Annotated in this window: 20 protein-coding genes; 12 read left to right on the top strand and 8 right to left on the bottom strand. The window is 39.7% G+C overall.

Annotated features, from left to right (window positions below):
* The first annotated feature begins 265 nt into the window (after positions 1-265).
* A complete protein-coding gene (locus C2869_RS01120) occupies positions 266-931 on the top strand; it encodes a RipA family octameric membrane protein (protein ID WP_108601204.1) in 666 nt (221 codons plus the stop codon).
* A 116-nt stretch (positions 932-1,047) separates the two neighbouring features.
* On the top strand, positions 1,048-1,377 hold the full coding sequence (locus tag C2869_RS01115; RefSeq protein ID WP_108601203.1) for a hypothetical protein: 330 nt from the start codon (positions 1,048-1,050) through the stop codon (positions 1,375-1,377).
* A gap of 127 nt (positions 1,378-1,504) precedes the next feature.
* Here C2869_RS01115 and C2869_RS01110 read toward each other — a convergent pair whose 3' ends face one another.
* Positions 1,505-1,831: a hypothetical protein gene (locus C2869_RS01110; protein WP_159083972.1), complete on the bottom strand. Its 327-nt coding sequence runs from the start codon at positions 1,829-1,831 to the stop codon at positions 1,505-1,507.
* A gap of 96 nt (positions 1,832-1,927) precedes the next feature.
* Here C2869_RS01110 and istA point away from each other — a divergent pair, with 96 nt between their 5' ends.
* Both istA and istB read left to right on the top strand, forming a co-directional pair.
* Positions 1,928-3,448, top strand: coding sequence for an IS21 family transposase (gene istA, locus C2869_RS01105; RefSeq protein ID WP_108601201.1), 1,521 nt, complete (start codon positions 1,928-1,930; stop codon positions 3,446-3,448).
* Between the two features lie 17 nt (positions 3,449-3,465).
* Positions 3,466-4,239 (top strand): IS21-like element helper ATPase IstB, encoded by a 774-nt coding sequence (istB, locus tag C2869_RS01100; RefSeq protein ID WP_329604269.1) that lies wholly within the window; start codon positions 3,466-3,468, stop codon positions 4,237-4,239.
* 51 nt (positions 4,240-4,290) lie between these two features.
* On the opposite strand, the gene C2869_RS01095 is transcribed toward istB, so the two are convergent.
* Both C2869_RS01095 and C2869_RS01090 read right to left on the bottom strand, forming a co-directional pair.
* Complete coding sequence (locus C2869_RS01095) at positions 4,291-4,518, bottom strand: hypothetical protein (protein WP_108601200.1); 228 nt, start codon at positions 4,516-4,518, stop codon at positions 4,291-4,293.
* 817 nt (positions 4,519-5,335) lie between these two features.
* Positions 5,336-5,848 (bottom strand): MarR family winged helix-turn-helix transcriptional regulator, encoded by a 513-nt coding sequence (locus C2869_RS01090; RefSeq protein WP_108601199.1) that lies wholly within the window; start codon positions 5,846-5,848, stop codon positions 5,336-5,338.
* Positions 5,849-6,214: 366 nt separating this feature from the next.
* On the opposite strand from C2869_RS01090, the gene ectA reads away from it, so the two are divergent.
* The 8 genes from ectA (at position 6,215) to C2869_RS01050 (ending at position 13,151) form a co-directional block, all read left to right on the top strand.
* Entirely contained in the window at positions 6,215-6,703 is a 489-nt protein-coding gene (ectA, locus tag C2869_RS01085) for a diaminobutyrate acetyltransferase (RefSeq protein WP_108601198.1), read from the top strand.
* A gap of 16 nt (positions 6,704-6,719) precedes the next feature.
* Positions 6,720-8,030 carry a diaminobutyrate--2-oxoglutarate transaminase gene (ectB, locus tag C2869_RS01080; RefSeq protein ID WP_108601197.1) on the top strand — a complete coding sequence of 437 codons (1,311 nt, stop codon included), beginning with the start codon at positions 6,720-6,722 and terminating at the stop codon, positions 8,028-8,030.
* Complete coding sequence (locus C2869_RS01075; RefSeq protein WP_108601196.1) at positions 8,030-8,284, top strand: hypothetical protein; 255 nt, start codon at positions 8,030-8,032, stop codon at positions 8,282-8,284. The genes ectB and C2869_RS01075 overlap by 1 nt, the downstream gene beginning before the upstream one ends.
* Positions 8,274-8,672: an ectoine synthase gene (locus tag C2869_RS01070; RefSeq protein ID WP_108601195.1), complete on the top strand. Its 399-nt coding sequence runs from the start codon at positions 8,274-8,276 to the stop codon at positions 8,670-8,672. The genes C2869_RS01075 and C2869_RS01070 overlap by 11 nt, the downstream gene beginning before the upstream one ends.
* A gap of 72 nt (positions 8,673-8,744) precedes the next feature.
* Positions 8,745-10,181 carry an aspartate kinase gene (locus tag C2869_RS01065; protein ID WP_108601194.1) on the top strand — a complete coding sequence of 479 codons (1,437 nt, stop codon included), beginning with the start codon at positions 8,745-8,747 and terminating at the stop codon, positions 10,179-10,181.
* Positions 10,166-11,050 carry a tetratricopeptide repeat protein gene (locus tag C2869_RS01060; RefSeq protein ID WP_108601193.1) on the top strand — a complete coding sequence of 295 codons (885 nt, stop codon included), beginning with the start codon at positions 10,166-10,168 and terminating at the stop codon, positions 11,048-11,050. The genes C2869_RS01065 and C2869_RS01060 overlap by 16 nt, the downstream gene beginning before the upstream one ends.
* A 34-nt stretch (positions 11,051-11,084) precedes the next feature.
* Complete coding sequence (locus C2869_RS01055; RefSeq protein WP_108601192.1) at positions 11,085-11,738, top strand: class I SAM-dependent methyltransferase; 654 nt, start codon at positions 11,085-11,087, stop codon at positions 11,736-11,738.
* A gap of 12 nt (positions 11,739-11,750) precedes the next feature.
* Entirely contained in the window at positions 11,751-13,151 is a 1,401-nt protein-coding gene (locus C2869_RS01050; protein ID WP_108601191.1) for a sodium/proline symporter, read from the top strand.
* A 50-nt stretch (positions 13,152-13,201) separates the two neighbouring features.
* Here the strand turns inward: C2869_RS01050 and C2869_RS22420 are convergent, their stop codons facing one another.
* The 5 genes from C2869_RS22420 to C2869_RS01025 form a co-directional block, all read right to left on the bottom strand.
* Positions 13,202-13,375 carry a hypothetical protein gene (locus C2869_RS22420; protein ID WP_159083971.1) on the bottom strand — a complete coding sequence of 58 codons (174 nt, stop codon included), beginning with the start codon at positions 13,373-13,375 and terminating at the stop codon, positions 13,202-13,204.
* A 262-nt stretch (positions 13,376-13,637) separates the two neighbouring features.
* Entirely contained in the window at positions 13,638-14,978 is a 1,341-nt protein-coding gene (locus C2869_RS01040) for a magnesium transporter (RefSeq protein WP_108601189.1), read from the bottom strand.
* Positions 14,975-15,826, bottom strand: a complete 852-nt coding sequence (locus tag C2869_RS01035) for a mechanosensitive ion channel family protein (protein ID WP_108601188.1) — start codon at positions 15,824-15,826, stop codon at positions 14,975-14,977. The genes C2869_RS01040 and C2869_RS01035 overlap by 4 nt, the downstream gene beginning before the upstream one ends.
* Positions 15,819-16,436 carry an MlaC/ttg2D family ABC transporter substrate-binding protein gene (locus C2869_RS01030; protein ID WP_108601187.1) on the bottom strand — a complete coding sequence of 206 codons (618 nt, stop codon included), beginning with the start codon at positions 16,434-16,436 and terminating at the stop codon, positions 15,819-15,821. Before C2869_RS01030 ends, C2869_RS01035 begins: the two co-directional genes overlap by 8 nt.
* 331 nt (positions 16,437-16,767) lie before the next feature.
* Positions 16,768-21,222 carry a hypothetical protein gene (locus C2869_RS01025; protein WP_108601186.1) on the bottom strand — a complete coding sequence of 1,485 codons (4,455 nt, stop codon included), beginning with the start codon at positions 21,220-21,222 and terminating at the stop codon, positions 16,768-16,770.
* Between the last annotated feature and the right edge of the window lie 134 nt (positions 21,223-21,356).

Here is a 21,356-nt window from a genome sequence, read left to right as displayed (position 1 = left end):
AAAATTTAAACCAAGTCCTCCCTCTGGGCGTGGATATTTATTTTCCCTTAATAATTGATTATTTATACAGCATTGGGGTTAGGCCGTTTTATAGCAAAAACCACGGTTACCCCGCAATTTTTTCAGGCTTTTTTAAAGGGTTGAAAGCAGGGCTTAATTTCAGTAGCCTAAACGAAAGTTTGAAAAATTAAATTGTAAATATACGGATGGAATAATTAGCTTTTGACCGTCTAATAAACTGCTATTTGCAAATCGAGAGCACTGCATGAATCAAGAAAAATACAATGAAAAGTTTGAGGCAGATAAACAGGATTCAGAGATACTGAAAGCTGCCTTTGCTCAAGTCTCAGATATAAGAAAGTTTGAGATCGAACTCTACTGGAAAAGGGCAACTTATTTCTGGGCATTAATAGCTGTAGCGTTTGCTGGTTATTTTTCTATCCTTGCTTCTGAGCATATGCCCAATAAGTTCTTTTTAGCTCTAATTGTTTCCTGCATCGGGTTTGTGTTTACTTTTGCTTGGTTTCTTTCAAGCCGAGGTAGCAAATATTGGCAAGAAAACTGGGAGAATCACCTTGACCTCCTAGAAAAAAAAGTTACAGGTCCTCTCTATAAAACCCTACTTGAGCGTCCAGATCACATTAATATGGTGGAAAGGTTTGTCACTGGCCCCTTGAGCGTTTCTGTTTCAAAAATTAACCAATGGGTCAGTGTATTCGTGGTGTTTTCTTGGGTTTCTCTTGTTTTTTTCTCTGCCTATAAATCACTAGCCCCTATTGGTTTAACAAAAGATCAATGGTTTGCTATTGGAGTACATGCGTTAGTTGTGCTCGTAGCATTCATAATTTGCTATATGATGTTTGGGTTTGGTAAAACTCATAAAGAAAAGCATACGCCAAAAGCTATCGAGAGAGAAACAGAGATTGGGTAAGCATATAACAAGGTTGTAAACGCGGACAAATAACAGTTGGCTTTGTTCGTGCCTCACAAATTTTAGCCAACTATTATTGGCCGGTTACAATGGCGTTATACGTTTCTGGAGCTTAGATGAAAATTTTAACCTTTTTATTATTTTTTCTAACTTCCTTTATTACTTATGCAAATGAACTTTGCCCAACGAATAAAAATATTGCCGAAGATATGAGGATCCCAGAATCTCATTATTCAAAAGAAAATGCAGATTTAGCTTTAAAGAAATTACAAGGTATAGTTCAAGGTAGTGATAAAAAATATGAATGGATAACTGTTCCAAATGCACTAAAAACAATTGAAGGTTATATTCTTAAAAGAGATGCTATTTCTGCAAAAGGCGCAATGCAAGAGTATCATTTATCTGCATTTTGTACCTTTATGGAATCAAGTGCTTGGTACGATTAAAAAACGTATAACAAGCAACTAAGAAATAAACAGGACATCCATATATTGATTACAATGGGCGCCCCGTTCTCACTCAACTAAGCAAGTAACTAAACTTAGTTGAGTTTTTTATTATTAGTAAACTAACTTACCACGTAAGTGTAATTGTGACATCAGCACGTGGGTCAAATGAATAACCTGGGCTATTTGCCGCTGCTTCTACCCCTACATAAACGTTTCCGCCACTATTGAACGTAGTAGAAATAACGCCAGTACTGTCGTGGTAACCTGGAAACTTAATATCGTGGCCTTGTGCTGATCCACCATCAGTATGTGCATAAGCCATTGCCCAGCAATCTTCACCGTTTTGTGTTGTTAATTTGCACCCATATGGATCCATTTCATTTGCGGCATAATAGATCCACCCAATTAGCACCGTAATAGATCCACCACATTTGCGGCTTATTGGATCCACTTTTGACCTAATTTCCCCCTCAGACTTTCGTTAATCTAGCGTATCTTTGATTGTTTTTTCAGTCAGGAGATAGGCATGGCAAACCGGAGGTTTGAAATGTACCAATACAGACAGATCCTCGTTCGCATGCGAATGGGAGATTCCAATCGAGCTATTGCCGATAGCGGCTTAGCTGGACGCAATAAAGTTAAGGCCATCAAGAAATTAGCGCAGGAACAAGGCTGGCTTAACCTTGACAATGACTTGCCTGATAACAACCAACTGGCTGAACTGTTGGGCGAGAAAGCACCAACCCCAACCACCACGTCTTATGTAGAGCCTTATGCTGAACAAGTTACTCGGTGGTATGAGCAAGGGATCCAAGGCACAACAATCCATCAAGCTTTAGTGGATAAATATGGCTTCAAGGGAAGTTACTGGTCAGTCAGTCGTTACCTTAAAGCCTTGTCACAGAAAGCACCAAAAGCGACAACCGTTATCGATTTTTTGCCTGGTGATACGGCGCAAGTGGATTTCGGTGCTGGCCCGCTAATCGTTGATACTCGTACCGGAGAGTTGCGTAAAAGCTGGATCTTTGTAATGACGCTCTCATGGAGCCGACATATTTACGCAGAGTTTATCCGCGACCAAAGCACAGCAACTTGGCTGGCCTGTCATCGACGGGCGTTTGAATGGTTTAAAGGTGTTCCCAAGCGCGTCATTATCGATAATCCCAAATGTGCCATCACTAAGGCTTGCTACCATGATCCACAAGTGCAACGCGCATACGGTGAATGTGCTGAAGGATATGGCTTTTTAATCGCACCTTGTCCTGTACGCGATCCTCAGAAAAAAGGCCGCGTAGAATCTAATGTGAAGTACATTAAGAATAGCTTTGTGCCCTTGAAAGACTTCCGAGGCTTAAGTGATGCGAACGCTCAGCTTAAGGATTGGTTATTGTCAGTCGCCGGTAATCGCAAACACGGCACCACTAAATGTCAGCCTCTTGAACGTTTTAGTGAGATCGAGCAAGCACTATTAAAACCACTCCCCGAGATCCCTCCTGAGCAAGCGGTCTGGGCTAAAGCTAAAGTTCACGGTGATGGCCACGTGCAATTTGAACATTGTCGTTACTCAGTTCCCTACACGCTAGTTCGTGAAACCGTATGGCTCAAAGCGACGGATAATATGATACGGATCTATCAAGAGCATGAACTCAAAGCGACACACCCTCGCTTATTTCATCAAGGCGGCCGTTCAACCGTACCAGAACATCAACCACCTGAGGCACAAGCTTACAATATGCGCGATCCTCAATATTGTTTAACTCAATCAAAACGTATTGGTGAGTCTTGCTACCTCTTTATTCAAAGGCTGTTTGCCAGTCGAGTATTAGATAACTTGCGGGCAGCCCAAGGTGTCGTGGGGTTAACCAAACGTTATGGAGATAAACGGGTTGAAGCGGCGTGTTTACGGGCTTTAACCTTCGATAACGTGCGCTATAGCGCGGTTAAACAGATCCTTGAAAAAGGGTTAGACCAACAACCCAATGAAACTAACGCATTCGATACCTTAAGTGACGTATACACAGGTGGTGGCCGTTTCCACCGCGATCCCAACAAACTTCTCCCTCATTAAATAACAAGGAAAAAACAATGATAAACCCAATTCCGGAACTCACCCCCTTACTAAAACAACTACGTTTATCAGGTATGACGGACTCGTTGGCCATGCGCAATCGAGAAGCCATTGAGCACCAGCTTAGTTACCCAGATTTCCTTGCTTTATTGATCCAAGATGAAGTGGCACGGCGCGATCAGAAGAAATACGCGACTCGGCTGCGCAGAGCAGGCTTTAGGGGGAACAAAACACTGGAAAGCTTCGATCTAAATGCCAACCCCAACTTGAATCGAGCTTATATCAATGAACTGGCCGACTGCCGGTTTATCGAAGAGCATGTTGCCGTCTTAATCGCAGGGCCTTGTGGTACAGGGAAGAGCCATTTAGCCCAAGCGATAGGCCATTGCGCGGTGAAAAAAGGCATTGATACACTGTTCTTCACGCAAGCTAAATTGCTTTCAAACTTACACGCAGCCAGAGCAACCAATGCTTACGAGAAACGATTTCAAGCACTAGCAAAAGTTGATTTACTTATCATTGATGACTTCGGTTTAAAGCCGCTGAAGTCACCTCAAGATGAAGATCTTCATGATCTGATAGACGAACGATATGAACAAAAATCAACGATCATTACCAGTAATTTAGACTTCAGTGAATGGGGACAAGCTTTCCCCAATAAATTACTTGGAGCAGCCACCCTTGATCGACTTAGACACAACGCCTATCGCCTGGTTTTAGAAGGAGAAAGTTACCGCAAATTACGAGAAAATAATGATCACACTGGACTAGGAGAAAAAAGCGAGAAATAATCACCTTGTCTGAGGGCAAAAATGACCGTTTTAAGTGGATCCATTACGCCGCTAATCACTGGATCTGTTAGGGTGCAAATCGACATGTGTAGAGGCAACACATTGCGACGTTATCGTTACGGTAACAGGCGTACCGGCTGGAATAGATAACGTATGACTTTCAACTTTAGATTCGTTTACATAGGCTGACAAGCTGTAAGATTGCGTTGCCGCCATAGAAGACATCGACATTAATGCTAACGCTGATAAAACCAATGATTTAGTTGATTTTAGAGACATGATTTTTCCTTAATATATTGTTATTTACTTTTTAATTTATTTTTAAATGTGAATTTAATTCACAATATATAATTGATCGGTCAATGTTTACTGTCAACAAATATATCGGTATTAAGCAGGGGTTTAATGGGGTGTACTGTAACCCTTTGGCATGATGTTAATAAGGGTAAATTAATGTAGATGAGTTTTTATGTTTTTTGAGCGAGTACACCAGTGCTTTTTCCAGAAAGAAATGCTCAGTTGAATCACTTATGATGTTTTAACCACATTTAGAGTAAATAAACAACTTCAGGCTGAGCTCGTTCAGTGTGAAAGTGATCACCAATGTTTTCAACTAATCAAAATTAAATTGAAAAGGTAGTAGTACTTTTTCCAAAAAGAAATGATCAGTTGAATCCCTTGTAGGTTGGCCTTCAGGTCAATATTTAAACCGTTGTAACTCGCGTACCCATCGGCCTAAAGACCGACCTACACTGAACAACGTCAACTAATCAAAATTAAATTGAAAAGGTAGTAGTACTTTTTCAATTAACAAATGATTGGTTGGAATCCACTTACAGGTTGAAGCTCGCTTAAGGCGCCTACTTTTGGTGCTTCGACAATGGCTGTAGATACTAGGCAATATTACGCCTAGAAACCAAGCCTAGAACAGCTCTGCTGTTATTGTCGAAATAAATTTCGGCCTTGGATGTAGGGAATGCCGTTAAGCGTCGGGAACAGCGCACGGCGACCTACATTAATTGGGTTTTGCTTTTCTTACCTCGGTGCTGTCAACGTTCATCTCTTCTGGAAACCGTAATGGCACTTTCCATTTTCTTTACGAATCACTAAATTTGACTTGTTTATCTAAGCTTGTAGTTTGTCTGTCAATATTACCGACATCAAGAACAGGGGAAGCGTCTATATGCTCCGCATCCATCATTTGCGCCACGCGTTGCAACGATGAAACAATCATGGTTTTTTCCCATTCTTGTAAATCATTAAATTGTTTTGTGAAGTGTTCTTGCAGTGGAATTGGGGCCTCTTGCAAGGTAACAAGAGCCGCTTCAGTTAAGTATGCGTGCACTTTTCTTTTATCGGTTAATGAACGTTCGCGATAAACCAACTCGCGCTTTTCTAGTCTGTCGAGAATAGTGGTTACTGTGGCTTGACTTAAACTCATTTCCTGCGCCAATTCGCCTATGGTAACTTCACCTTTGTCTCTAATTGTTTGCAACAGCAAAATTTGTGGCGATGTTAAACCTGTGGTTTTGGCTAAATGCTTAGAGTGTAAATCAGTAGCTCGCATTACCCGCCGCAACGCGATAAGGACATCTTCAACATTACTCATTATATTTATTTCGTAGTCTAAATAATTAGGCAAATTATAACTTTTTTATCAATCTGCACAATCTAATGCTCTAAATTAAACAAACGAGGACTATCTATTCAGCCTCTGCAGACTTGTTTATTCCATCAATTAAATGCATTTAATAACAATATGATTTAAAACTTAGGGTTGTTTGTACTCATATTAATTTCTTAATAAATGGCCAGTAGAAATAAATTTTTATTTAGAGTACCATATTTAGTGTTCTAAATATTAATTTGTATTTACCGCGATTAAATCACTATATTGTTAGCGGATAATATGCAAAAACGATAAATTAAGAACAAAATAAATTTATAGTACTAACTATTAGATATGTAAGGATTTATGTTCAGCAATATTTTATTGAGGCAGCCAACTATTGATGATGGGGCTGATGTTTTTTATTTGGTGCAACGGTGCCCACCATTGGATAATAATTCAAGTTATTGCAACTTTTTACAATGTAGTCACTTTTCAACAACCAGTGTGGCTGCACTACAAGAAGGTAAATTAGTCGGTTTTATTTCGGCTTATATTCTACCGCAACAACCCGATACGCTTTTTGTTTGGCAAATTGCCATAGATAAAAGTTTACGCGGCCAAGGCATGGCTCCCAAAATGGTTAAGCATATTTTGGAGCGGCCAACATGTAGTGATGTGCGTTTTATAGAAACGACGATCACCCCAGACAATCAATCGTCTTGGCGAGTTTTTGAAAAACTAGCGTCTCAACTTGAATCAGACCTCAAACACGATGTGTTTTTAGATAAAGACCAACATTTTAATGGCCAACATGAATCAGAAGCGCTTGTGCGCATTGGCCCATATAGATAATTAAGGTGAAATCACCATGAAAATTTTCGAACAAATAGAATCAGAAGTTCAAAGCTACGCCCGTTCTTTTCCGTGTGTTTTTAACAAAGCCCAAGGCGAGTATTTATACGATCAAGCCGGTAATCAATATTTAGACTTTTTAGCCGGTGCTGGCACATTAAACTATGGTCATAACAACCCTTTGTTTAAAGAAGAATTGCTCGACTACATTATGAATGATGGGATCACTCATGGTCTGGATATGCATACTCAAGCAAAAGGCGATTTTTTAAATGCTTTTAATGAAAAAATACTAAAACCACGTAATTTAGATTACATAGTACAGTTTACGGGCCCTACAGGGACAAATGCTGTAGAAGCCGCATTAAAATTAGCAAGAAATATAACCGGCCGAGAAAATGTTATTTCATTTACCAATGGATTTCACGGTGTCAGTTTAGGTGCGCTAGCCGCTACTGGTAATTCACACCATCGTGGTGCTGCTGGGGTGAGTTTAAACGGTACGACTCGTATGCCATATGATGGTTATTTAGGCGATGAAGTCGATACGACAGCGTATTTAGACAAAGTATTGTCTGATTCAAGCAGTGGTGTTGATAAACCCGCTGCTGTCATTGTCGAAACTGTGCAAGGTGAGGGCGGGATCAACGCCGCTAGTTTTGAATGGTTACGAAATCTTGATGCCGTATGCAAAAAACATAAAGTGTTGCTTATTGTCGATGATATTCAAGCCGGTTGCGGCCGTACAGGTAATTACTTTAGTTTTGAAGAAGCCGGTATATACCCTGACATGGTTACCTTGTCTAAATCATTAGGTGGTTACGGTTTGCCGTTTGCTGTGGTGTTATTTAAACCTGAGTTAGACCAATGGAAACCAGGTGAGCATAACGGTACTTTCCGAGGCAATAATTTTGCGTTTGTAACCGCTAAAGCTGCGATTGATCATTACTGGTCTGATGATAAATTTTCAAAAGAGATTAAGCAAAAAGGTGATTATGTTGCCAAACGACTTGATGCAATAGTAGAACAATACGGTGAAGGGAATTTTACTACCCGAGGGCGTGGAATGTTCCGTGGCATCAATTGTGTTAATGGTGATCTTGCAGCCAAAATTACTAAAGAAGCATTTAACAATGGTTTGATTATCGAAACCAGTGGTGCCGATGACCATGTCGTTAAATTTTTATGCCCGCTCATTATCAGCATGGAAAATCTTGAAAAGGGTATTGATATTGTTGAAGCAGCCATCAAAAAAGTATGCGCTGCGCAAAAACAGATACCCGAAGAAACAGATTATTTTGATGACGTTAAGCACATTGCGGCTTAATGGGTACAGCGTGCACGCATATAACCCTTGCTAAAGGCGAACATGTATCAGCAGCGGGGACTGGGATCAGCGAACATCAATGCTATTTCATTACTTGCTTGCAAGGTTTGGGGTTTTATCGCGAGTCTTTTATTAGCTTTCCTAAGCTAATACGGGCTGGCGATAGACACATTATCAAACATAGCCGTTATTTTACTGTTTACGCCAAGCAGGATTTGATTTTAGAAATTAAGGAACAACCAAGTGATAGTTAGACATTTACCTGATGCTGAACAATCTAACCGCAAAATAGTTGACCCTCAAGGAAATTGGGATAGTACGCGCATGTTACTGAAAAGTGATGGTATGGGTTTTTCTTTTCATATTACCACTATTTATACCGGAGCTGATTTCCAAATGCATTACCAAAACCATTTAGAGTCGGTGTATTGCATTTCAGGCGAAGGCGAAATTGAAAGTTTAGAAGATGGCAAAGTTTATTCGATTAAACCAGGCACTATGTATGCGTTAGATAAGCATGATAAACATGTATTACGCGCGTTTTCGGAAATGAAAATGGCCTGTGTATTTAACCCGCCATTAATTGGTAACGAAGTGCATAATGCTGAAGGCGCATATGAGCTAAGTGCTGATGCTATCTAAAGCTTAACCCACAGCTAAAAAATACGATTAAACCCAATTCGACTTGAAAACGAATGTTAGAGAGGAATTAAATTGCATACCATTGAAAAAATTGGCGGTACGTCAATGTCAGATTATATTTCAGTGCGAGACAATATCATTTTACAGCCCGCAACAGACGGTTCGCTGTATAACCGAGTATTTGTTGTGTCTGCTTATGGGGGCATTACCGACAAATTATTAGAATCGAAAAAGAATGGCCAACCTGGTATATACAAATTGTTTGCCAACAGCCTTGAAGATAAATCATGGTTGGTGGCACTGGCTAATTTAAAAAAACAACTCAACAAAATAAATGCGCAATTATTTGATAATGAATTACAGCTAGCCCAAGCGAATTTGTTTATTAATGAGCGTTTAGATAGTGCTGGTAAATGTTTGTTAGATTTACACAGTTTATGTACCCATGGCCATTTTTCAGTGAGTTCACATTTAGCCACTGTACGCGAGATGTTGGCTAGTATTGGTGAAGCGCATAGTGCATGGAACACCGCTAAATTATTACAACGAGATGGCATTAATGCCTGTTTTGTTGATTTAACTGGCTGGCAAACCGAACAACATATTCCGTTAGATGAACGTATTAAACGGGCGTTTGATAAAATTGATTTAACCAATCAACTACCTATAGTTACCGGTTATGCACACAGTGAAGACGGTTTAATGTCGTCGTTTGATCGTGGTTACAGTGAAATGACATTCAGTCGATTAGCTGTACTCACTCAAGCAACCGAAGCGGTTATTCATAAAGAGTTTCATTTAAGTAGTGCTGATCCTCGAATTGTTGGTGAAGAAAACGCGGTGCCAATTGGGCGAACTAACTATGATGTGGCCGATCAACTCGCGAATTTGGGAATGGAGGCGATCCACCCTAAAGCCGCTAAAGGTTTACGTCAAAGTAAAATTCCATTGCGGGTAAAAAATACCTTTGAACCTGAACATGCTGGTACATTAATTACCGGCGATTATATAAGTGATTCACCCTGCGTAGAAATTATTGCTGGTTGTCGTGGCGTATATGCCATTGAAGTATTTGACCAAAACATGGCCGGCAGTATAGGCGAATATGACGATAAAATACTTTCAGTGCTTAAGCGTCATCGTGTACAAATTATATCTAAAGATATTAATGCCAATACAGTCACACATTATTTATCGACTAATTTGAAAACGGTAAAACGGATAAGACAAGATCTAGAATCATCATTAGTTGATGCTGAAATTGATCAACAAAAAGTCGCCATTGTGTCTGCCTTTGGTAGTGATATGCAAATACCGAGTATTTTAGCCAGAGCTGTTAAATCGGTGGCTGATAGCAAAATCAGTATTTTAGCGATCCATCAATCTATGCGCCAAATTGACATGCAATTGGTGGTCAATGAAGCTGACTACGAACAAACGATTAAAAGTTTACATCAAGCGCTTGTTGAAGTTCATGATCACGGAAGAGCAATATGCCTTGCCAGCTAAAAAGGACAATCGGCTGTTTATTATTAAGCTTGCTACTGTTTGTCACCACGCAGACAGTGCAAGCGACACAAACAGTAGATAACAAGTCTGATATTGAATTTAAAGAACCACTGTATAAACCGTTTATTGAGCGCTATGTATTAGACGAGCTGAAACAGCTTAGAGTTGAACAAGCACAAACTAAACAAGAGTTAACAGAGAAAATGGTCGAACGCGAGCACAGATCGGTTGATCGCGCGGTAAGTTATGCTACCGACACCATTACCTATTTTTTCTATTTAATTGCGGCTTGTACATCCATTTTAGTATTAGTGGGTTGGAACTCGTTACGCGATATTAAAGAAAGAGTGCATTCACTGGCTGATGAAGAGTTACGTAAGCTGATTGCTGAGTACGAAAATAGACTCGCTGATATAGAAAAACAGCTAAAGCAAAAATCGAAATCGATTACTGAGAACAAAGAAGAAATTGAGTTAACACAAGAAGTTCAAACCTTGTGGTTACGCAGTCAACGTGAAGCCACACCAAACAGCAAAATCAGCGTATACGACGAAATTTTACAGTTAAAACCAGACGATGCCGAAGCGTTAACATATAAGGCAGACGCGGTACTTGAACTGGGGGAGCCGCAGTGGGCGTGCAACTTATGCCTCCAAGCATTGGCTATAGAGCCGGATGATGCTCACGCACATTTCCAACTTGCCTGTGCTTATGCGTTGCTAGATCTGAAAGACGAATCTTTAGCTAATTTAGAAAAAGCAGTCAGTCTAGCAGATAGTTACCGCCAAGAAATCACTACAGAGCGCGCATTTAACAACCTACGTGATACAGGGCAATTTAAAGCGCTTATCGCCAATATTAGTAATTAATCATTAATAGTTAATCATAGGTAGCGAATAAATAGTGAACCATACTCAACAACTGGCCCCAACATCGATGAAAACGTCGGATCCGAGCTTTTCATTTAAAGGCATAAAATTTGTAAAACCTAATCACCATAGGGTACAAAACATCAAAATTAACAATGATTCACCTCGCTATTTAGCTAATAAAGTTTGGATATCTAGTTTTTTAATGATGGATTATTTATCTAGCCTTTCATTACCTAAAGGACAAAAAATACAAGAAATTGGCTGTGGGTGGGGAGCCATTTCAACCTATGTTGGCAAACAGTTTAATGTAAAAGTGTGTGCGAGTGACGTAGACAAAAATGCCCAACCGTATCAGGCGTTACTTAATGAAGTTAATGGAGTCAATATCGGTTTTAGTCAGGCAAGCTTTGCCGATATGGCTCGTCAAGCCAATCACAATCTCGATATGCTGCTTGGGGCTGACATTTGTTATAACCCCAATACCCAACGAGAGTTAATTGATTTAATTAGCGCTTTTATGAATAAGCCCAATAGGCAAGTGATTTTAGCGGATATTGGCCGAACACCTTTTATGCGCTTGTATAAAACACTTGAATCAAGGTTAACGGCTAATTTAACTCTGATTCAAAAAAGCCTTTCTTTACCTACCCAAATCGACGGGTACGTTTTACACATAATTTCCTAGGTTTAGCTACTGATGTTACTGCCTTTTTTATTATGCTTATTGGCCATTACTGCCATTGGTTTATCTTCTGCTAGAAAGAGTCAACAAACGAAAAAAGATTATTACTTAGCGAGTGCGTCGGTTAAACCTTGGTTGGTCGGTTTATCGGCTGTCGCTACCAATAACAGTGGGTATATGTTTATTGGGGTTATTGGCTATACCTATAGCGCAGGTTTATCAGCCATTTGGTTAATGTTCGGTTGGATCCTAGGTGATTATGTTGCTTCTCTTTACGTGCACCGTAAAGTAAAAGTGGCATCACAAATTAGCGGACAGGTGAGTTACGCTGGTATGTTGAGTAATTGGTATCAACAAGATCATATCAATGTTCAAAAATTAATAGCGATTTTATCGTTTTGTTTTTTAATTACTTATGCAGCCGCGCAGTTGGTTGCTGGTAGTAAAGCCTTACATGTTCTTTTAGGGTGGCCACTGTGGAGCGGGGCTGTTGTTGGGGCCATCTTAGTTTGTGCTTATTGTTTTTCGGGTGGTATTAGAGCATCTATTTGGACTGATGCAGTGCAATCATTCGTGATGGTTTTCGCTATGACTTGTTTACTAGCGGTAGCCTTGTTAAATCAAGGAGGATTTTCGCAAGCTTACGCGCAAATGGCTAATATTCCGAATTATCTTGATTGGTTTCCGCAAGATTTATTTATAAGCGGTGCGGCGGGTATGGTTGTGTTTGTGCTAAGTTGGTTTGTCGCTGGCTTTTCTGTCATTGGGCAACCACACATCATGGTTCGATTTATGGCATTGGATTCTGAACATCATATTAAGCAGGCAAGGGCTTGGTATTATGTGTGGTTTGTTATCTTTTACAGTTTTGCGACTTGTGTCGGTTTATTGTCTCGACTTTACATACCTGATATTTCCACTTTCGATGCTGAACTGGCTTTGCCGACCATGGCTATGGTGTTGTTACCACCCGCTTTAGTAGGGATGGTATTAGCCGGAATTTTTGCAGCAACCTTGTCTACCGCAGATTCCTTATTGCTTAGTTGCTCATCGGCTGTGACCCATGATTTATCGAATAAAAAAACTAGCAATACTATTTGGTTAAAACTGACTACTGTTTTTATCACTGGCTGCGCTTTAGGTATCGCCTTAATGGGTAATAATAATGTGTTTGATATGGTGATACTAGCTTGGTCTGGCTTAGCTAGTGCATTTGCCCCTTTACTTATTGTGCTGTGCTTAGGGTTAAGACCACAACAGAACACCTGTTTAATCGCTATTATTGTTGGTTTTATTACAGCATTACTTTGGCGTATTAATGAATTACATCAAGCCGTGTATGAAGGGTTACCCGGTATTTTGGCTGGGTTGTTGGTTTTTACATTGGCTGGAATAAAGGCAAAGCGTGGCAAATAACCACTATTGTTTTTTAATTTAGATTAGTTAAAGTTAAAGTTGAAACAAGGTTAGCTATTTTGTAGATTCAGCGCTCGCTTAATGCGCCAAACCATACACTTCACGGCATTCCCTAAATCCATGTAGGTCGCCGTGCGCTGTTCCTGACGCTTAACGGCATTCCCTACATCCATGTAGGTCGCCGTGCGCTGTTCCTGACGCTTAACGGCATTCCCTACATCCATGTAGGTCGCCGTGCGCTGTTCCAGACGCTTAACGGCATTCCCTACATCCATGTAGGTCGCCGTGCGCTGTTCCAGACGCTTAACGGCATTCCCTACATCCATGTAGGTCGAAATTTATTTCGACAATAGCAGCAGAGCGGCTACCGGCTTGGTTTTTAGGCGGGATACTGCCCAATTTCAGCAGCCTTTGACGAGGCACACAAGCAAGCGTGTTTAGCTTAAACACGCTTTTTGTTCCTGCTTTATTATTAATGTAGCCGGTTTACACCAAAATTATTGCAGCGGATCCTAAAAAGACAAAAAAGCCGACTACATCAGTAACCGTGGTTAATACCACAGAGCCAGCCAATGCCGGGTCTATCCCCATTTTATCCATGATGATAGGAATAATAACCCCAGAAAATGACGCCACAGCCATATTAATTACCAAAGCAAAGGCAATAATTAACGACAGACCTAAACTATCAAACCAATACCCAGTAATAATGGCAACCACACTGGCCCAAAGCAGGCCATTTAAAAATGCAATTTGCACTTCTTTTTTACCTAGCACTTTAAAGTTACTTTGGCTTAGCTGATTTGTTGCTAAACCACGTATCGTTAAGGTTAAGGTTTGGCTTCCTGTTATACCGCCCATGCTGGCAACAATTGGCATTAACACGGCTAATGCCACGACCTGCGCCACAACTTGATCAAAAACACCGATGACGAATGATGCCATAAAGGCTGTTATTAGGTTGATACCCAACCATACTGCACGTCTTCGGGCACTTAATAACGTAGGTGCAAATAAATCTTCGTCGCTAACGTTACCCATATGTGATAACTGGGCTTCGTAGTGTTCTTGAAATACATCTAATGCATCTTTCAATGAAAAGCGACCTATCAACTTATTATCATCATTAACAATAGGTAGCATACTGCGGCCACTTGATTTTACTTGATCAGATGCATTAATTAAGCTGGCTTTGGCGTTAATAACTTGAACGTTAGCTGCAATGATATTTTCCATTAGCTGTTCAGGTTTAGCACTAAATATCGCGTTTAAGTCTACTTCACCTACATATAAACCTGATTCGTTAACCAAGGTGATACTGTCAGTGTAAGCGGGTAAATCTATTTCTTTTAATTCACTTAATACCGCACCTACGCTTGCATGACTAATAGCCGTGTATACATCTTTACTGGCGTAGCGACCAATTTCAGATTCTTTATACGCAAGTGATTCTTCCGCCTGAACTTGTGATTCGGCCGGTAGTTTCTTGATAATTTTAGCAACAGTTTTATTAGGTAAAACGTCTAAAATTTCAATTAAATCTTCGCTGCTACTTTCCCTTGCAAGCGTGTTTAAACTAGAACTACTAAGCTGCGACGCCAATAAGTTACGCGCATCGCCACGCATTTCAGCCAGTACTTGAGACTGCAAGGCTTGCGGAATGGATTGCCAAATACCTAGCCTGTGTTCATTCGCGACACTTTCTAGTAACAAAGCCCAATCAGAGTCTGAAAACTGTGCGGCTTCAATAGGAAGGGCATTGGTACCCTTAGCGGCTTGATCGATTAACCAGTCAAACGCCGCTTTTTTTTGCTCTATACTGATCATGACTCTTCCTTATCGTTCTCTTTTGATTCTTTAGCGGCTTTTTTCGCCTTGTACCAAAGGGTCAAATAGAAAGCGATTAATTGCTGCTCTATTTCTATCGCTGATTCTGTTGGGCAAAAAATGCTAAATGTTGCGCGGGTTTTACCTAAATCTGTCGAGGTAAAGTTAACACTTGGCTCTGGCCCAGCTAGTTTTGCATCTAGCCTGTTTTCAATTAAGGTATTGTAACGGCCAGCTACTGTTGCAAAGTCTGCACACAATCGCGTAGCTTCGGCCATAATATCGTCCTTAAATACAAATGGATTGACTCCGGCGTCCTCACGCACAACACTAAACGAATGGTTAACGTAACGTCGCATAAAATTGAGGTTTTTAATGGGTTGAGTCAACATTTGGCTATTTGGTAAAAATACGCTACGTCCGGTATAGCTATAACTAGCTGTATCTACTTCAAGTAAAGTGACTTTAGCCCAGTCTGTTTCAACCACTTCGCCAGTATAAGAACCTGTTTGGATCCAGTCGCCAATACGAAATGGTGTGGTACTGGAGATGTAACCAAAACCAACAATACACTGAATCACTTCTTTAGTTGCCAACACTATCGCAACGATGAAAGCCGCGATAGATAGTGCAAACTTTTGTAACTCTTCATGCCAAATCACGAATAGGGCAATAACCAGTAATAAATTTACTAGATTTTTACTGGTATTGAGTAAGTGCCTTTTCTCAAATTCATCACTACGTGATTTGTTACGTTTAACCCAATAATTCATCGCGACTTTTATACCAAAAGCCGCTACCACAACCAGCAATGTGACCAAGATTTGCTGTGGGGCGAAATTATTCATTGTTTTTATTCCCTTTTTCTAACTCTTTTAAGGTGTTTAATAAGCCGACTGCTTTTATTCGGCTTGCGATTTCTTTTTGTTTGGTATTAACCAAACTGAGGTTTTCGACTTCTATGTCAAACATTTTCCATTGAGTGTTTTTACTGTCAAAACGCCATTTGGTCAGCAATTGCGACTTATTTTCAGTGCCCAATATAATTGGCACAATCGCGATTGTACCAGATGGCTGAAACTTAGCTTTTTTGACATAAATAGCTTGGCCATTATAACGTGTTAATACCGAGGCATAACTATTTATTAAATTATAGGTTAGGGCATGGGTAAATGCGTTACGTTCGGATGAAGTTAATTGCTTTAAATTTTTACCTAGTACTTTATAAGTAAAGTAATGCGTATCAAACGGTTTTAACAACGTTTTTTCAACTAAAGTACGAACTTGATGTTTATCTAGTCGGTTTGCTTGCTTAAGTGCTATTAAACCCGATTGCAGTTCTTGAATTGTTTGCTGTGCATACAAATTTAACACTTCCTCGTCAGCTTTGTTTACGGTATTAGCAAAAGCATTAACAACGCAACAAAATAAGACCGATAAAGTCACTAATCTAATCATCAAGATACCCCAAAGAATTTTGGCGCAGTTTTACGCTTAACGCCGCCACAATAACAACTAAAATTTTTTATCGTCACTATAAAAATAACTGCTAAATGATTTGACAGCAGAGAGAGTAATCATAGGGCTTTTTGGTCAATAACCTTAAAGTATCCACTTTTGATGGTACTTGTGCTTGTATAGCCTGCAAACTGTTCTGTTCAGAAAATAAAACAGGTAAGGTTGGCAAAATAGCAATAAAGAAAGGCTTATAAACCAAGCCTTTCCAACAAAAAGCTATTTTTATTAAGCATTCAACAGGCCTATATTTTGCCTGTCGAAATACGGTTTGTTATCTTGGTTGGCGTTTTGCACTCATTCGCAAGAATAGCAGCAATAAACAAGCTAGAACTAAATACCCGATTGAGCCACCTGATGAACCCTCATTGTCAGTATTACTGCCATTGGTAGGTTGTTGTGATTGGTCGGGGCTACCTTCATCAGGCTTAGTGGGTTCTGGCTCCGTCACGTCAGGAGTCGTAACGGGTGGTTGCACCGGAGTTGTAACTGGCTCGGGTAATTTAACAAAAACACCAGGGTCGACAACTACGCCATTTTCAGAACCATCTGCATCATTTGGCCCGCCGTCGCTGATACGGATCGCGATACAATCCGCGCCAGCGGTTATGCCTTTTTGATAATCTTGATTACTTGTTGGGCAACTACCTGACTGGCTAAATGCCGAACTGAGGTAATTGTTGTTATCAATTATAAAATCTTGCCATTTGTTTTCGCTATTAAGTTTGCGATACCTTGTTAGTTCATCACTAGCAAAGTTTGGTAGCATAACGACTACTTCGGCGTAACCGCTAACATTTGTGGCTTTAAAGTCGATAATTGGAGAAATAAACTCAACTTCGTCATCATTAGCAATTAGCTCTCCTGTATACTGTTCAAACTCAGCAATTGATATAGCAACACCACTCGATAAGCCATTATCAATAGCTAAGCGAGTTTCACCTATCGTTAAGTTGCCAGATAAACTTATTAATTCTCCACTGTCAAAAGGCATTTTAACTGCTGAGTTATTGCTACTATCCAAATAGTCTGGAATGCCATCTAAATCGCTGTCTTTTGTGCCTTCTTCATGGTCCGAGATCCCGTCATTATCAGAATCTAATTGCTCTGTTAAATTGATTGAAGAATTAACATAAAAAGACAGTTCAATCTGTGCTGTTAAATTATTATTTTGATTAAGCTCGGTGACTTCTACGATAACTTGTTTTTTACCGTCACTGGCTTGCGATGTATTTAACGTAATCTGCTGAGCTAATGTATTTGCATCGTAAACACCAATTGATTGTCCATCGACAAACACTTCTAATTGGTGTTCATTCGTTTCATTTTGTAAAAACACATTAAGTTGAATATCGTCAACATTAGAACCGATAACCGTAATAGGGTGACCACCTGATATAAATTGAGCTGATAATCTAGGAGGTAAATCGGCTATGACTGTGATCTGAGTCGTCATAAATTCGTTGAGATCGGCATTGTCAGCGGAAAGCAATTCTAAGCTAAATTCACCCGATAGATCTTTTGGGGTTAACACCAATTGCCCTGCTGTTTGCCCCTCTGTAATAAGCACTAAATCCGATTCGGCTTCAAACCCGTCAGGTATTGAAAACTGCAATGTCACAGGGTATTCAACAGGATCGCCAAATAGCACAATAGGAATAACGAGTGGTTCACCACTTAATATTGATTTGTTATCTGGGATCCAAACTTGCGGATTAATTCTAGCGCTAAGGGCCAATGTTTGTTGATTATCCAAATGGTTACTGATAATAAACTTAATTTGATGGATCCCTGCATTCATCGTATTACCAGAAATAACATCGACTAGGGTTAAATCGCCACCAACTTGTTCAAGTAAGTTTTCTAAAAATGGACGTACGTCAGTCGAGCTACCTGTACTCTCTATGGTAAATTGTTGGTTTGTAACGGTTTGACTTAAAACAGACAAATAAGTATTTGTATCTTGATTATCGCCAATACCATCACCGTCGGCGTCTGATGTTTCACTGGCATCCAAAGGAAACGCATCTTCGTTGTTTAATACATTATCATTGTCATGATCGGTATCGAACGAGTCTTCTATACCGTCTTGATCGTCATCAGTATCAACAAAGTCATTTAAGCCATCGTTATCAAAATCGCCAATGATAAAAGGCGCGCTATGGACAGATTCAAGATTACCTTCGCCATCGGTAAAGCTTATTACGGCAGATAACACACCAGTAGCAAAAGAATTTTCAACTAAAAGGCTAGCCGAAGTTTGCCCAGGGATACTTTGCCCGTCTAATTGCCATTGAACGTCGAAATCCCCTAAACCGTTTTTATCTTCTATATTGGCAATAGCCGTTAAGGTGTAATTGACACCATTGGATACTTTAATGTTAACCGTTCCTGAAGCCGGTATATTGGACCCAAGAATGTACAATTCTTCACCCAGTGCTTGACTGGTTGCCGAAAAAAATAGTCTATTATTTGTGGCAAATAAATACTCTGGATCGGCATCTTCAATGCCTAGGTAAATATCTTCAACAAGAGTCGCTAATTGACTATTGACGTCATAAACATAAAGCTCTTGGCCATAATCAAATTGATAGTCCGAACTGAAATAAAGTTTATCTTTAAAAACCGTCAGATCAGTCGGTCGATCCGTTTCAGCTATATTGGTAACGGAACCCGTCTCGGCATCGTAATAGGACAGGGTATTAGTCGACATGTATAATTTATCGTTATAAACCACCAAATCTGTTGGGTTTATTATTTCTAGGTCAGTAGTTTGATTAATAACCGCGTCAATGACATTAGTTGTACCGTCATAAACATGCAGCTTTCTTGAACTATAGTAACCGCCTATTTTGGCACTAAAATACAGTTTGTTTTTATAGATGGTAAAATTAGCTGGATTACTATCATCCGCCAGCAGTCCGCCATCATTTAGGTCATAAACTAATTCTGAATTGCCAGTAGTTGAATCAAATACATATAACTCAGTTCCCGTTTGCCCGTCGTCAGCAGAAAAATAGAGTTTGTTCTGATAGACAATATAATTTTTTGGAAATCCGCTTGAACTGCCTTGCTTTATATCACTAACCAACTCCACAAGGTTATTATCTTCACTGTATTTATACAGTTCATAACCTGTTGTGTCAGATGACGTAGTAAAATATAAATCACCATCATAAACAGCAAAATAGTCTTGATTATTATAATTTATGGGGGAAAACCCAATGTCTGCGATCGCCTCAATTGCATTTGTATTCGCGTCGTAACGATATAAATTAAACCCATCACTATTACTACTGGCAGTAAAGTAGAGTTTATTTTTGTAGATCAATAAATTTGAAGGGTTGGATATATCGACGCCGTCTGCAATATCATTAACTGAAACGATACTTTCTGTAGCGACCTGATATTTTAATAATTCGCGGCCTTGTCCTGTATCGCCACGAAAGTAAACATCTCCTTCGTATTCTACAAACAAGCTTGGATTACTGTCATCGGTTGCAGGGTTTAAGTCTGCTGCTAACTTAAATTCACTATTGGCAAGGTCAAGGCTATATAGCTCGTCGCCATTAAACCCATCATCAGCTTGAAAATATAAATTGCCATTGTATTCCACTAAATATCGAGGTGAAATATAAGAACTGTTACCCGTTTGAGTCAATTCATGGGTAACGGTTTTAGAGACTGAATCAAAAGAGTAGATACTACCGGATGACTCCATGTATATTTTATTGCCAACCGATATTAGGTATTCAGGTCCTGAAAACCGTTCTGAGTCTAATGCATCAACCACTTCTTGATACTGGTCTGCCGTTGCGTCATAGGAATAAAGTCGATAGTTTGCTGCAAAGTAAAGCTGGCCTTGGTGGACTAAGCTTGTTTTAAAATCGTCTTCGTCAGTCCCTGTAAGCTGGGTAACTTGTCTGACATTATTAGTGTTAGACGTGTATTCATATAATTGATAGCCATTGCTACCATCTGTCGCACTAAAATATAATTTTCCGTCATACACGGTTAAATAAGCGACATCCGCATCACCATTAAGGTTAATATCTTTAACTAATTCTATTTGTTCGTTACTGGGGTTGTAGCGATATAATTCTTTACCTACGTCACCGTGAGAAGATTGAAAATAGAGTTTGCCATCGTAAGACTGTAAATGCTGTATGTTGGGTTTAATGCCTTGGTACTCAAAACTGGTGAGTCTGCGAGTCAATCCAGTTGACGCATTAAAAGAATACAATTCGTTTTCATTAATATACGCACCGTATTCGGCCGTGAAATATAAGGTCTGATTTAAAACGGTAAGGTAATTTGGGTGACTACTGAAAAAACCAGGGTCTACATCAACAACTAAACTCACTTCAGCCGTTTGCTTATCGTACTTATATAATTCACAACCGATTATACCGCCAGCACAAGCTGTAAAATATAAATCACCATTGTACTCGGTAAAATTTTCAGCATGGCTATCTTGATACAATTCAGGATCGATATCGGCAACTAATGAAACGTCATGCGTGGCAAAATCATAAGTAAATATTTCTTTACCGTGAGTCCCATCATCCGCAACAAAAAACAGCTTGTTATCAAACACAACTAAATGTTCAGGTCGACTATTAGCGAATTTATCAACTGACTGATTGATATCAATGACTTCTAATTGTTGAGCATAAGCGGGTAAAGAAGATAATAGCCAAATTAACAGTGTGAGAAACAGACGGAGCATTTACCGTTCCTTGTAATGGTTTAACTAGTCAGATATGGCATTGATCTTAACATAGTATTATTGGCGGAGTAGATTTCCGATAGCAGTTTTAAATCCAAGTTAGAACTTATTATTAGCTATTCAGGGCTAATAAT

The sequence above is a fragment of the Saccharobesus litoralis genome (genome assembly GCF_003063625.1).
GTDB lineage: Bacteria > Pseudomonadota > Gammaproteobacteria > Enterobacterales > Alteromonadaceae > Saccharobesus > Saccharobesus litoralis.
The sequence above is the reverse complement of the archived record's forward strand: the minus strand, read 5'-3'. Positions and strand labels throughout refer to the sequence as shown.

Coding starts and splice junctions, on each gene's coding strand:
- C2869_RS01120 (WP_108601204.1), top strand. CDS start 266: ATGAATCAAGAAAAATACAATGAAAAGTTTGAGGCAGATAAACAGGAT.
- C2869_RS01115 (WP_108601203.1), top strand. CDS start 1,048: ATGAAAATTTTAACCTTTTTATTATTTTTTCTAACTTCCTTTATTACT.
- istA (WP_108601201.1), top strand. CDS start 1,928: ATGTACCAATACAGACAGATCCTCGTTCGCATGCGAATGGGAGATTCC.
- istB (WP_329604269.1), top strand. CDS start 3,466: ATGATAAACCCAATTCCGGAACTCACCCCCTTACTAAAACAACTACGT.
- C2869_RS01095 (WP_108601200.1), bottom strand. CDS start 4,518: ATGTCTCTAAAATCAACTAAATCATTGGTTTTATCAGCGTTAGCATTA.
- C2869_RS01090 (WP_108601199.1), bottom strand. CDS start 5,848: ATGAGTAATGTTGAAGATGTCCTTATCGCGTTGCGGCGGGTAATGCGA.
- ectA (WP_108601198.1), top strand. CDS start 6,215: ATGTTCAGCAATATTTTATTGAGGCAGCCAACTATTGATGATGGGGCT.
- ectB (WP_108601197.1), top strand. CDS start 6,720: ATGAAAATTTTCGAACAAATAGAATCAGAAGTTCAAAGCTACGCCCGT.
- C2869_RS01075 (WP_108601196.1), top strand. CDS start 8,030: ATGGGTACAGCGTGCACGCATATAACCCTTGCTAAAGGCGAACATGTA.
- C2869_RS01060 (WP_108601193.1), top strand. CDS start 10,166: ATGCCTTGCCAGCTAAAAAGGACAATCGGCTGTTTATTATTAAGCTTG.
- C2869_RS01050 (WP_108601191.1), top strand. CDS start 11,751: ATGTTACTGCCTTTTTTATTATGCTTATTGGCCATTACTGCCATTGGT.
- C2869_RS22420 (WP_159083971.1), bottom strand. CDS start 13,375: ATGGATGTAGGGAATGCCGTTAAGCGTCAGGAACAGCGCACGGCGACC.
- C2869_RS01040 (WP_108601189.1), bottom strand. CDS start 14,978: ATGATCAGTATAGAGCAAAAAAAAGCGGCGTTTGACTGGTTAATCGAT.
- C2869_RS01035 (WP_108601188.1), bottom strand. CDS start 15,826: ATGAATAATTTCGCCCCACAGCAAATCTTGGTCACATTGCTGGTTGTG.
- C2869_RS01030 (WP_108601187.1), bottom strand. CDS start 16,436: ATGATTAGATTAGTGACTTTATCGGTCTTATTTTGTTGCGTTGTTAAT.
- C2869_RS01025 (WP_108601186.1), bottom strand. CDS start 21,222: ATGCTCCGTCTGTTTCTCACACTGTTAATTTGGCTATTATCTTCTTTA.